The sequence below is a fragment of the Kribbella sp. HUAS MG21 genome (assembly GCF_040254265.1).
Taxonomy (GTDB): domain Bacteria; phylum Actinomycetota; class Actinomycetes; order Propionibacteriales; family Kribbellaceae; genus Kribbella.
In genome coordinates, this window is record NZ_CP158165.1 from 8,106,162 (window position 1) to 8,117,914 (window position 11,753).

Here is an 11,753-nt window from a genome sequence, read left to right on the forward strand (position 1 = left end):
GCAGTTCGGCGCCACAAAGTGTGGCGTGTCGTGAAGAAATTCTGGAGCGTATCCGGCATGCTCGGCGTGCGGCGGAATCCCTTCTGCACAAGGATTTCCGGCATTTGGCTGCCGCTTTGCCGCCAGTTCTCCTTAACCTGCGGACGTTTCGGGTGCTTTACGTGGAGCACAACTGTTGTCATCATCATGACGACGAGGAATCCACCGTGGTTTTCCTCAGCCGCACCAAGGAGGCAGAGTGCCAGCCAAGAAGGCAGCCGCAGGGAAGGCGACAGCCAAAAAGGCTTCTCCCGCCAAGAAGACTGTCGCGAAGAAGGCCAGCGCCGCGAAGACGACGACCGCGCGCAAGGTCAGCGCAGCAAAGAAGACAGCGACGAAGAAGGTGAGTGCGGCCAAGAAGACCGCCGCCAAGAAGACGGTGGCGAAGAAGGCGCCGGCCAAGAAGACCACCGCCAAGAAGACCACCGCCAAGAAGGCTCCGGCGAAGAAGGTCACCGCGAAGAAGACCGTCGCGAAGAAGGCCCCGGCGAAGCGCGCGACCGCGGCCAAGAAGACGGCCGCGAAGAAGACGACGACCGCCCGCAAGACGACGGCCGCCGCCAAGAAGACCGTGGCGAAGAAGGCCGGCGCGGCGAAGAAGACCGTCGCCAAGAAGGCTCCGGCCAAGAAGACCGCGGCCAAGAAGACGGTCGCGAAGAAGACCGCGGCCAAGAAGGCGCCGGCGAAGCGCGTCGCCGCCAAGAAGGCGCCGGCCCGGACGGCCGCGAAGAAGAGCGCGGTGAAGAAGACCGCCGCGAAGAAGGCCCCGGCCCGCAAGGCTCCGGCCCGCAAGACCGCGGCCCGGCGGGTAGCCCGCTGATCCGGGCGTTCGCCGTACCGAAAACCTGAGGGGCACCACCGAGTTGTTCGGTGGTGCCCCTCGGTACGTCGGCCGGACCGTCAGTCGTCGTTCCACTTCGGGTCGTTGTCCCAGTCCTCGTTGCGTTCCTGGACCTTCTCCAGCGCGCGGGCGGCTTCCTCCGGCGAGCTGTACGGCCCGAGCCGGTCGCCCGCCTTGCCGCCCTGGTACGGCTCGACCTTGCCGGTCTTGGTGTTGTAGTACCACTCGTTGCTGTGATCGTCGCTCATCCGGCTGACCACCTCCTGGGGAGTCTTGTCGCGCTCTCTAGAATGATCTCACCATGTCGATCCTCACTCCTGGCGTCATTTCGCCGCGCCGCGACGTTCCTGCTTCCATCCCGCGCCCGGAATACGTCGGCAAGCCGGCGCCGACGCCGTTCGACGGTTCCTATGTGACGTCGCCGGAGCTGATCGACCGGATGCGGGTCGCGAGCAAGCTGGCCGCGCAGGCGTTGCAGGCGGTCGGCGCCGCGGCGAAGCCCGGGGTGACCACGGACGAGCTGGACGCGGTCGGTCACGAGTACCTGGTCGAGCGCGGTGCGTACCCGTCGACGCTCGGGTACCGCGGCTACCCGAAGTCGTTGTGTACGTCGGTCAACGAGGTGATCTGCCACGGCATCCCCGACGACCGGCCGCTCGAGGACGGCGACATCGTCAACGTCGACATCACGGCGTACCTGGACGGGGTGCACGGCGACACCAACGCGACGTTCCTGGTCGGTGAGGTCGACGAGGCGAGCCGGCTGCTCGTCGAGCGCACCCGCGAGGCGCTGAACCGGGGCATCAAGGCGGTCAAGCCCGGCCGGCAGGTGAGCATCATCGGGCGCGTGATCGAGTCGTACGCGAAGCGCTTCGGGTACGGCGTGGTCCGCGACTTCACCGGCCACGGGATCTCGACGGCGTTCCACTCCGGGCTGATCATCCCGCACTACGACGACGAGCGCTTCGACGACGTGATCGAGCCCGGCATGACGTTCACCATCGAGCCGATGCTGACGCTCGGCACCTACGACTACGACCTCTGGGACGACGGCTGGACCGCCACCACCAAGGACAAGTCCCGCACCGCCCAGTTCGAACACACCCTCGTCGTCACCGACACCGGCGCCGAAGTACTCACCCTGCCGTGACCCTCAGGATCCTCGGTTCGACGCGGAGGTGATGAAGGCGGCGAGGTCTGCGGATTGTTGGATGCGGGAGTCGTCGTGGACGTACATCATGTGGCCTGCGGGGTAGTACTTGGTTTCGATGTTGGGGGTCAGGTCGGCGGGGAGCTGTAGGCGGGCCAGGGTGTGTTCGGTGGCGAAGTACGGGGTGGCGCCGTCGTAGTGGCCGGAGGCTACGTGGACCTTCAGGTGCGGGTTGGTGCGCATCGCCTCGGCCAGTTTCTCGGCGACAGTGATCTGCTGGCCTTCGAACTCCTTGAACGACCAGTTCCGGTTGACGTCCAGGTTGATGATCTCGTACGGCAGGTCGTTGTGGTAGCCGAGCTCGACACGGACGTAGTGGTTGAGCGCCGCGGAGTACGGGCCGATGATCGCGCTCATCGACGGGTCACGGTCCGGTTTCTCCAGGCCGTAGTCAGCGTTCCATCCGGTGAAGCGGCCGTCGAGACGCCCGACCGTCCGGCGGCTCGGGCGCAGCAGCTCGGCGAAGAAGCGCTCGTGCTCGATCCGCAGGTTCACGCGGTCGATGTAGTCCGCGCTCAACCCGGTCAGCGCGGCCAGCCGCTCCACCACCTCGGCCCGGTAGTCCGCCGGAATTCGGTTGCCCTGGGCAAGCGCATTCGGGTACCGCCCGGCCGCGAACCGCTCCGCGTCCGCCAGCACCTCCTCGAGCGTCCGGTCCGGCACCAGCCCGTGGTAGTGCGCGATCGCGGCGTACGACGGCAGGAACAACGTGTACGGCAGGTCGTTGCCCGGCGTGAAGTCCAGCGTCCCGAACTCGAGCACCGCCGAGATCAGGATGACGCCGTTCAGGTACATCCCGTACCGCTCCTGCAGATGCGCCGCGAGCCCGGCCGCGCGCGTCGTGCCGTACGACTCGCCGGCCAGGAACTTCGGCGACATCCAGCGCCCGTTCCGCGACGTCCACAGCCGGATCACCTCGCCGACCGATTCGAGGTCGCGGGTGAACCCGTGGTAGTCGGCCGGCTTCTCCCCCTCGGCGGCGCGAGAGAAGCCGGTCGACACCGGGTCGATGAACACCACGTCGCTGTGCTTGAGCAGCGTCTCGGCGTTGTCGACGATCGCGTACGGCGGGGGCGCGAGCTCGCCGACGTCACCCGAGACCACGCGGCGCGGCCCGAGCAGCCCGAGGTGCAGCCAGACACTCGACGACCCCGGCCCGCCGTTGAACGCGAACGTCACCGGCCGGTCCGCCGCCTCGGCGGAGTCGGCGGAGTCGGCGAGGTCCAGCGTGTACGCGGTGAGGAACACCTCCGCCTTCGGCTGCAACCCGTCGAACTTGCCGTCGGTGTGCACCTCCTGGCGGAGCACGACCCGCCCGGCGGTCGCCGTGTACCGCAGCTCCTGCCCGTCGACGGTCAGCGTGTGCTGCGTGCTGACCAGGTCGTCGACCGGCTTGATCGGCCGCTGCGGCTTGTCCGCGGCCGCGGTGTCGCTGTGCTCCTCGTTCGCCATGCCGAGCACCTTAATCCACGGCGGATCAGACCTTCACCGCCCCGGGACGCCCGTCCTCGACGACGAACGACGCGTAGGTGTACTGCGGGGCGTCGGCGCGGCTGACCGTGGTGACCATCCGCAGGTCCGTACGGAACTCCGACCGGTCGATCGTGCAGCGCACGTAGCCCCGCCGGTCGCCGTCGAAGAACTTGATGTGCGGGTTGTACTTGATCATCGGCCCGTAGTACGGCCCGTACACCTCGCCGTCGCCGTTGCTCGTCAGCGACGTACCGACGAACTCGGTCGCCACCACCGGCGTCCCCTCGCGGTCGAAGTCCGCGTGGATGTCGTTGACGAACGTCGAGTGCCAGTCACCGGTGACGACGACCGGGTTCCGCGTCCGCGCCCGCTCCCAGGCCCCGATCAGCCGTTGCCGAGCGCCCGGGAACCCGTCCCACGCGTCGTGCCAGAGCAGGTCGCCCGCGGCGCCGTCGTGGTCGAGCCGGCTGAGCATCACGTTGCTCGCGAGCACGTCCCACTGCGCCCGCGACCGCTGCAGGCCGTCGTACAGCCACTGCTCCTGGGTCTGGCCGAGCATCGTGATGGACTGGTCGTACCCGCCCTCGCAGGCGTCGGCCTCGCCCCAGCCGCACGGCGGGACGCTGCGGTACTGCCGGCCGTCGATCACGTCGAACTGCGCGAGATCGCCCCACTGCAGCCGCCGGTAGATCCGCGGCCCCTCACCTGTCGGCCGCGCGGGCCGCCGCACCGGCTGGTGCTCGTACCAGGCCTGGTACGCCGCCGCGCGCAGCGCCGAGATGTCACCCTCGTACTGCGACTGCGTGTTGGCGTAGTCGTTCTGTACTTCGTGGTCGTCCCAGGTCACCATCCACGGGAAGCGGGCGTGCGCCGCCTGAAGGTCCGGGTCGCTCTTGTACAGCGCGTACTGCATCCGCCAGCGGTCCACGTCGCGCGGCGCGGTCCGCAGTACCGAAGGCACCGGCGTCTTGCGGTAGCCGCCGTCGGCCGGGATGCCGCCTTCGTAGACGTAGTCGCCGAGGTGCAGGACCAGGTCGAGGTCCTCGTCGGCGAGGTGCCGCAGGGCCGAGTAGTACCCGCTCGACCACTCCTGGCAGGACGCGAACGCGAACTTCACCTCGGCGTTCCGCCCGGTGCGGACCGGCGCGGTCCGGGTGCGTCCGGTCGGCGACACGTCCGAGCGGTACCGGAACCGGTAGAACCACTCGCTGTCCGGCGCCAGCCCTTCGACCTCGACGTGCACCGAGTGCGCGAGCTCGGGCAGCGCCCACGTCGTACCGGTCCGCACCACCCGCCGGAACCCGGCGTCGAGCGCGATCTGCCACTCCACAGGCACCTTGGTCGCCGGCATGCCGCCACCGGGGACGAACTTGTCCGGCACGAGCCGGGTCCACAGCACGACGCCGGACGGCGTCGGGTCGCCACTGGCCACGCCGAGCGTGAACGGGTAGTTCCCGCCGGCCGGCCGCGGGGTGGCGTTCGCGGGGCCGACGGGCAGTTGCGCGAGCGTCGCCAGACCGGCGACACCTCCGACGGCACCGAGGAACTTGCGACGATCGAGAGCTGCTCTGGGCGGAGTCATGCCTGGAACGCTAGCCAGAGTTGGTGACATCGAGACGACCTGCGAGTGTCGCAACGGCGGCCCGGACCGGCGACCTCGATAGCCTCGGGCCATGGCGACGATTCTGCACATCGCGTTCGCGGACCAGTGGGCGGCCGCGGTCGAGGCCGGTTGCTACCGGTGGTCGACGCGCGGGAAGAGCCTCGACGACGGCGCGACGTTCATCCACGCCTCCCGCCCGGAACAGGTCGCGATGGTGGCCAACTTCGCGTACGACGACGTGACCGAGCCGCTGTGCCTGCTGGTGATCGACACCGCCCGCCTGGTGTCCGCGCTGTGCGACGAGGACCTGGAGGGCACCGGGATGAGCTTCCCGCACATCTACGGCCCGCTGAACCTGGACGCGGTGGTCGACGTCCGCCCGTACGACCGCGGTCCCGACGGCCTGTTCCCGGAGGTGCTGCCCGAGGCCGTATCCTGAAGGGACGGAACGGGTCGGTCGGGCGATCGCGTCGTCCTTTGCAGAGGGCGCCGAGGAAAGTCCGGACTCCACAGGGCAGCGTGGTGGGTAACACCCACCCGGGGCAACCCGCGGGACAGTGCCACAGAGAACAGACCGCCAGCGGCTCTGGTGAACCCCGTGGTTCATCGGAGTGCGGGTGAGGGTGAAACGGTGGTGTAAGAGACCACCAGCTCCGCAGGTAACTGCGGAGGCTCGGTAAACCCCACGTGGAGCAAGGCCAAGAAGGGCAGCGGGCGACCGCCGCCCGCGCGAGCGTTCGAGGGCTGCCCGCCCGAGCTCGCGGGTAGGCCGCTGGAGGTGACCGGCAACGGTCACCGTAGATGGATGATCGCACTCGACAGAATCCGGCTTACATGACCGGCCCGTTCCGCTTCCGTCCCGGCGCCGAACACGCCTCCGCGGGACCGGCGTCCGACCGGCCGCGGGTGAGAAACTGGCGGTATGCGGAGAGTGCGGACGGGGATCGTGATCGTGCTCCTGCTGGCGCTGCTCGGTGGTGCCGGGTACGTCGGTTGGGTGCTGGTGCAACGGTCCGAGCCGGTGGCGTTGCCGGAGACCACCGGGAGCTTCCAGGTCGGCCGGCGGACGTTCGAGTGGACGGACACGCCGCGCCGCGACCCGTACGTGAACGGCCCGCGGCGGCTCGCCGTCTGGCTCTGGTACCCGGTCGCCAAGGAGACCACCGGCCAGCACGTCCAGTACGCACCGGACGAGTGGGCGGGCCTGCACCTCGAGCCGCCGGCTTCGGTGCTGCAGGGGCCGTTCGACACGCTCCAGGACCGTGCCCTGGACCGTGTCGCGATCGCGCCGGGACGCTTCCCGGTCGTCGTGCTGATGCCGGGCATGGGTCTGTCGGCGCCGATGTACGCCGCCCTCGCCGAGGAGCTCGCCAGTCACGGCTACCTCGTCGCCGGGGTGACGCCGACGTACAGCGCGAAGCTCACCGTGCTCGGCGGGCATCCGGTGGAGAGCAAGCCGGAGGCCAGTCCGTCGAACCTCGGCGACGACGACGAGGGCGCGCTGCAGGCCGGCGACCACCTCGTGAAGGTCTGGGCGGCCGACGCGCGGTTCGCCGCCGGCATGGTTGGTAAGGAGCTCCCCAACTCGGTACAGCCCGCGGTCGGGGCGTCGTACGTCGGTCACTCGTTCGGCGGCGCGGCCGCACTCGAGGCCTGTCGGCTCGACGCACGCTGCGCGGCGGCGGTCGACCTCGACGGGATGCAGTTCGGCGAGGTCGTGCAGAAGGGGGTGAAGGCGCCGATCCTGCTGCTCGGCGCCGACGACTCCTGCATCACCAGCGTGTGCGGGCCGGACGCCGGCGACGACGTGGCCCGGGACCGCGCCCTGTCGTTGCTCAAGGCAAGCAGTGGGACGTCGTGGTGCGCGACGATCCCGGGCACCCGGCACTACAACTTCACCGACTACGGCGTCTACTACCTGGCGTACCCGCTGCAGAGGTACCTCCCGCTCGGCACTGCCGACCGGCGGCACGCGCTGACGGTGGCGAACGGTTACGTCACGGCCTTCCTCTCGCACGCGATCTACAAGACCGCGGCGCCCGGCGCACCCGCCTGCAAGTCCTAGAGGTCCAGCTCGTACGTCTGCCCGAGCAGGTCCTGTCCCCACAGATTGTGTACTTCGGAACCGGTCAGCCGGAATCCGCGCGCCAGGTAGATGTGCCGCGCGGCGACCAGCGGATCGTTCGTCCACAGCACCATCCGCTTGTACCCGGCGTTCCGCGCGAACGCCAGGCACGTGTCGACGAGCTCGGCCCCGAGCCGCAGCCCGCGCGCGGCCGGTGTCACCAGGAGCAGCCGCAGCTGCGCCGTCGTCTCGTCCGGGCCGCGCACGCAGAAGATGCTGCCCGCCCGCTCGCCGTCCACCTCCGCGATCCACGCGGCCTCGCGCTCGTCGTCGTGGTCGGACGCGTACGCCGACACGATCTGCGCGATCAGCGCCTCGTACGCCGCACCCCAGCCGTACTCCGCCGCATAGATCTCCGCATGCGACTGCACCACCCAGCCGAGGTCACCCGGCTGCCCCAGCTTCCTGATCAGTTTCGTCATCAACCCTACCCGCTCTGTATTGAATGCCACGCCTCCGGCGCGGCGAGTCAGGGGGCTTTGACTCCCCGCCTTCCCTCGTCGCTCCGGTCGCTACGCTCCCTGCGCTCCTCAGTCCAGGCGGGGAGGCCCCCTGACTAGTGACACGACTGTTTCAGTAAGAGATACTAGCCCGGTGCCGACCACTAAGGAAGCTCCGTCCGCGCGCCAGCAGGAACTGCTGGAGCGCGCGTACGCCTACTCGCTCACGCACGGCCTCGCCGACCTGTCGCTGCGCCCGCTGGCGACCGCGATCGGCTCCAGCCCGCGGGTGCTGCTGTTCCTGTTCGGCAGCAAGGACGGCCTGATCCGGGCCCTGCTCGCCCGCGCCCGCGCCGACGAACTCGAACTGCTCCGGCAGATCGACGAGCGGTACGACGACCCGCCCGGCCTGACGGTGATCGCGCGGGAGCTGTGGACCTGGCTGGCCGCGCCGGAACGCCGCCCGCTGATGACGTTCTGGGTCGAGGCCTACGGCCGCTCGCTGGTCGCGCCCGAGGGGCCGTGGGCGGACTTCGCCCGCTCGACGGTGGCCGACTGGCTCGAGCTCCTCGCGGCGAGCGAGCCCGGCCAGAGCGCGGCACGACGTACCGCCGTCCTGGCGATGCTCCGCGGGGCCCTGATCGACCTGCTGGCGACCGGCGACCTCGATCGCACGACGGCGGCCGTCGAGGACTACCTAGAGGACTAGTTCGAAGGACACGGTCCGCTTGGCGATGTCGGCCTCGACGAGCTTGACGCGGACCCGCTGGCCGAGCGGCAGCGCCGTCCCGGTGACGCGGCCCTCGATCGCGAACTTGCTGAGCGCGACGATGCCGCGGCCGTCGTCCCGCTCGTCGACGTCGGTGATCACGCCGTCGAACTCGGAGCCGACCTGGTCCGCCACCAGCCCGGCCTCGACCATGCTGACGATCGACCGCTCGTAGGCGTTCGCGCGCCGGTCCGCCTCGTCCATGATCTTCGGCAGCTCGGCCATCGACTCGCGGACCCACGCCGGCACCTCGGTCCCGGCCGAGAGCGCCACGCAGATCTCGCCCGTCCAGCGGTCCACCAGCCGCCGCAGTGGCGCGGTCACATGGGCGTACTCCGCCTTCATCGCCGCGTGCTGCGGGTGCTCCGGCACGGTGCCGTCGAAGGCCGTGTAGCCGGCGCCGCGGAACAGGACCGTGCAGGCCGCGAGCATCGCCGCGTGCGCGGGCACCGTCGGGTCCAGGCCGTGGATGAACTCGGCGTACGTCGTCTCGTCGGGCCACTCGATGCCCAGCGCCTTGGCGGTGTTGCCGAGCTTGCGCCGGAGGTCGTCGTGCGACTCGGGGAGCGTCCGCAGAATGCCGATCCGGCCGTTCAGCATCAGCTGCGCGGCGGCCATCCCGGTGAGCAGTGAGATCTGCGCGTTCCAGCCCTCGACCGGCAGCGGCGCCCGGAACTCCAGGCCCCAGCCGTGGTTGGAGGTGACGACCTCCTGGTCCGGGATCGGCAGGTTCACGCCGCCGCGCTCGAGTTCGCGCTGCTCGCGGAGCTTGCCGACCTCGCGCAGCAGTTGCAGCGACTCGGGCGCAGTACCGGCGTCGAGGTCCTTCTGGACGCCGGCGTAGTTGAGCTTGGCGCGCGACTTCACCAGCGCGCGCTCGCAGGTGACGCCGGTCAGCTCACCGGCAGCGTCGAGCGTCATCGTCCACAGGAGCGCGGGACGGACCTGGTCGGGCAGCAGCGACGCCGCGCCCTCGGAGAGCTCCGGCGGGTGCAGCGGGGTGCGCTTGTCCGGCGCGTAGAGGGTCACGCCGCGGCGCCGGGCCTCGGTGTCGATCGGGTCGCCGGCCTGCACGAACGCGGCCACGTCGGCGATCGCGTAGTGCACGGTGAACCCGTCGCCGGCGCGCTCGATGTGCAGCGCCTGGTCGAGGTCCATCGAGTCCGGCGGATCGATCGTCACGAACTCGAGGTCGGTGCGGTCGAGCTCCGGCAGCCGCGCGTTCGCCGCCGCTGCCTCCGCCGCGGCCGTCACCTCGGGCGGGAACCCGTCCGGAACCTCCAGCTCCCGGCGGATGTCCCGCAACGACGCCCGGAAGACCTCCGGCACTTCCTCGGCGAATCGAACCCTCTGCAGCGGCATGGGGTCAGACTAGGACAGGTTGCACGTTGAAGGAGCGCAAGGACGCCAGGCCGTCGGCGTACCAGTGGGCCTCGGTGATGGTGCCGGGGCGGAGTTCCATCCGGAAGATCGAGGCCATCGGGGCCTGCAGCACCGAGCGCACCATCAGCTTGATCGGCGTCACGTGGGTGACCACCAGGACCGACTTGCCCGGGTACCGCGCCAGCAGGCCGTCGCGCGCCGAGCGGGCCCGGCGGGCGCAGGCATCGAACGACTCGCCGCCGGGCGGCGCGACACTCGTCGACTCCAGCCAGGCGTTCAGCGCGTCCGGCCACTTCTCCTGGACCTCGGCGAACGTGTGCCCGTCCCAGTCGCCGAACGAGCACTCCACCCAGCCCTCGTCCACGACCACGCTCAGCCCGAGCCGCTCGCCGACCGCGGACGCCGTCTCACGGGTCCGGCGCATCGGCGACGACACGATCGCGTCGATCCCGCCGTGCCTGGCCAGGTACGCCGCCGCGGCCGCCGCCTGCTCGTGCCCGATCGTGCTCAGCACCGGGTCGTCGCCGCCGGAACCGGAGAACCGCTTCTCCGCGGTGTGCACGGTCTCGCCGTGCCGCAGGAAGAACAGCTGCGTCGGCGGCTCGGCGGCCGCTCCCCAGCCGCGCATCGCCTTCTGCTGGTCAGAAGCCGCCGGTGCGGGTGTCGCGGTCGTCGGCGCGGTCTCCGGCCGGAGCGGGATCGGCACGCCGTCCAGCGCGTTGTTCGCGAGCGCGTCCGCGGCGGCGTTCTGCGCCCGCGGCACCCACGTCCACTCGGTCCCGAACGGCGCCAGGCCCTGGGCCTTCAGCGCCAGCGGCTGCAGGTCCGGGTGCTTGATCTTCCACCGCCCGGCCATCTGCTCGATGACCAGCTTGGAGTCCATCCGTACCTCGATCGACGCGTCCGGCGCGTACTCCGCCGCGAGCTCGAGCCCGGCGATCAGACCGGAGTACTCCGCGACGTTGTTGGTCGCGATGCCGAGCGTCTTGCCCTGCTGCGCGATCACCTTCCCGCTGACCGGGTCGCGCACCAGCGCGCCGTACGCCGCGGGTCCCGGGTTGCCGCGCGAACCACCGTCGGCCTCGACGATGACGTGCGAATACGTCATACCGCGCTCTCCGACGTCCGCACCAGGATGCGTCCGCACTCCTCGCAGCGCAGTACGGCGTCCGGCGCGGCAGCCTTGAAGCGGGTCAGGTCGGAGGGCGCGAGCTCCATCCGGCAGCCCATGCAGCGCTTGCCGACCAGCGGCGCGGCGCCGATCCCGCCGTTGCGCTCACGCAGCTTCTGGTACTGCGTGACCAGCGGCTCCGGCAGCTCGGCGGCGACGGCGGAGCGCTGGTCGGCGACCCCGGCGCGCTGCTCGTCGAGCTCCTTGAGCGCGGCGTCGCGGCTGGTCTCGAGCTCGGACTGGCGGCCGGCGAACGCCTCGGCGCGGGCCCGCAGGTCACCCTGCACCGCCTCCGCGGCCTCGAGCTTCTCCATCACCTCGAGCTCGGTGTCCTCCAGGTCGGAGATCCGCCGGTCGAGCGAACCGATCTCGTGCTGCAGGTTCTCCAGGTCGCGCGGCGAGGTCACCTGACCGGAGTCGAGCCGCTGCTGGTTGCGCGCCCGGCGCTGCTTGACCTGCTCGACATCGGAGTCGGCCTTCTTCTGCTCACGCTGCAGGTCGCTGACCTCGGTGTCGGCGGTGACGAGTTGGCGGTCCACCACGGACTTCTCGGCGGTCAGGTCCTTGAGCGCCTGGTGCTCGGGCAGCGAGGCGCGCTTGTGCGCGATCTGATCCAGCTGCAGGTCGAGATCCTGCAGGTCCAGCAACCGGCGTTGGACGGCGGGCTCGGCGTTCAGAGTCGGCTCCTTAGTACTCGTT

The 11,753-nt window shown here is 70.1% G+C and carries 12 protein-coding genes and 1 other RNA gene; 6 read left to right on the top strand and 7 right to left on the bottom strand.

Annotated elements, in window-relative coordinates:
- Positions 1-238: 238 nt before the first annotated feature.
- Positions 239-859 carry a histone H1-like repetitive region-containing protein gene (locus ABN611_RS38980; RefSeq protein WP_350277334.1) on the top strand — a complete coding sequence of 207 codons (621 nt, stop codon included), beginning with the start codon at positions 239-241 and terminating at the stop codon, positions 857-859.
- An 80-nt stretch (positions 860-939) separates the two neighbouring features.
- On the opposite strand, the gene ABN611_RS38985 is transcribed toward ABN611_RS38980, so the two are convergent.
- Positions 940-1,128 (bottom strand): hypothetical protein, encoded by a 189-nt coding sequence (locus ABN611_RS38985; RefSeq protein ID WP_350277335.1) that lies wholly within the window; start codon positions 1,126-1,128, stop codon positions 940-942.
- A 53-nt stretch (positions 1,129-1,181) separates the two neighbouring features.
- Here ABN611_RS38985 and map point away from each other — a divergent pair, with 53 nt between their 5' ends.
- A complete protein-coding gene (gene map, locus ABN611_RS38990) occupies positions 1,182-2,030 on the top strand; it encodes a type I methionyl aminopeptidase (protein ID WP_350277336.1) in 849 nt (282 codons plus the stop codon).
- 3 nt (positions 2,031-2,033) lie between these two features.
- On the opposite strand, the gene ABN611_RS38995 is transcribed toward map, so the two are convergent.
- Together ABN611_RS38995 and ABN611_RS39000 are read right to left on the bottom strand one after the other, a co-directional pair.
- Positions 2,034-3,542: a peptidase S10 gene (locus tag ABN611_RS38995; RefSeq protein ID WP_350277337.1), complete on the bottom strand. Its 1,509-nt coding sequence runs from the start codon at positions 3,540-3,542 to the stop codon at positions 2,034-2,036.
- A 25-nt stretch (positions 3,543-3,567) separates the two neighbouring features.
- Positions 3,568-5,145: an alkaline phosphatase D family protein gene (locus tag ABN611_RS39000; RefSeq protein WP_350277338.1), complete on the bottom strand. Its 1,578-nt coding sequence runs from the start codon at positions 5,143-5,145 to the stop codon at positions 3,568-3,570.
- A gap of 91 nt (positions 5,146-5,236) precedes the next feature.
- Here ABN611_RS39000 and ABN611_RS39005 point away from each other — a divergent pair, with 91 nt between their 5' ends.
- The 3 genes from ABN611_RS39005 (at position 5,237) to ABN611_RS39015 (ending at position 7,231) form a co-directional block, all read left to right on the top strand.
- Positions 5,237-5,605, top strand: a complete 369-nt coding sequence (locus ABN611_RS39005; RefSeq protein ID WP_350277339.1) for a DUF952 domain-containing protein — start codon at positions 5,237-5,239, stop codon at positions 5,603-5,605.
- Between the two features lie 10 nt (positions 5,606-5,615).
- An RNA gene (gene rnpB, locus ABN611_RS39010) (RNase P RNA component class A) lies at positions 5,616-6,016 on the top strand.
- A 72-nt stretch (positions 6,017-6,088) separates the two neighbouring features.
- A complete protein-coding gene (locus ABN611_RS39015) occupies positions 6,089-7,231 on the top strand; it encodes a hypothetical protein (RefSeq protein ID WP_350277340.1) in 1,143 nt (380 codons plus the stop codon).
- Here the strand turns inward: ABN611_RS39015 and ABN611_RS39020 are convergent.
- Positions 7,228-7,713, bottom strand: coding sequence for a GNAT family N-acetyltransferase (locus tag ABN611_RS39020; RefSeq protein WP_350277341.1), 486 nt, complete (start codon positions 7,711-7,713; stop codon positions 7,228-7,230). The two genes, ABN611_RS39015 and ABN611_RS39020, sit on opposite strands and share 4 nt — an antisense overlap.
- Before the next feature lie 172 nt (positions 7,714-7,885).
- Between ABN611_RS39020 and ABN611_RS39025 the strand changes: the two genes are divergently transcribed.
- A complete protein-coding gene (locus ABN611_RS39025) occupies positions 7,886-8,440 on the top strand; it encodes a TetR/AcrR family transcriptional regulator (protein ID WP_350277342.1) in 555 nt (184 codons plus the stop codon).
- On the opposite strand, the gene ABN611_RS39030 is transcribed toward ABN611_RS39025, so the two are convergent.
- Genes ABN611_RS39030 through ABN611_RS39040 form a run of 3 tightly spaced genes read right to left on the bottom strand, consistent with a single transcriptional unit; the run spans position 8,429 to position 11,701 of the window.
- A complete protein-coding gene (locus tag ABN611_RS39030) occupies positions 8,429-9,862 on the bottom strand; it encodes an RNB domain-containing ribonuclease (protein WP_350277343.1) in 1,434 nt (477 codons plus the stop codon). The genes ABN611_RS39025 and ABN611_RS39030 overlap by 12 nt on opposite strands.
- 4 nt (positions 9,863-9,866) lie before the next feature.
- Complete coding sequence (locus ABN611_RS39035) at positions 9,867-10,991, bottom strand: bifunctional RNase H/acid phosphatase (RefSeq protein WP_350277344.1); 1,125 nt, start codon at positions 10,989-10,991, stop codon at positions 9,867-9,869.
- Positions 10,988-11,701: a C4-type zinc ribbon domain-containing protein gene (locus tag ABN611_RS39040; protein WP_350277345.1), complete on the bottom strand. Its 714-nt coding sequence runs from the start codon at positions 11,699-11,701 to the stop codon at positions 10,988-10,990. Before ABN611_RS39040 ends, ABN611_RS39035 begins: the two co-directional genes overlap by 4 nt.
- Positions 11,702-11,753: the final 52 nt, after the last annotated feature.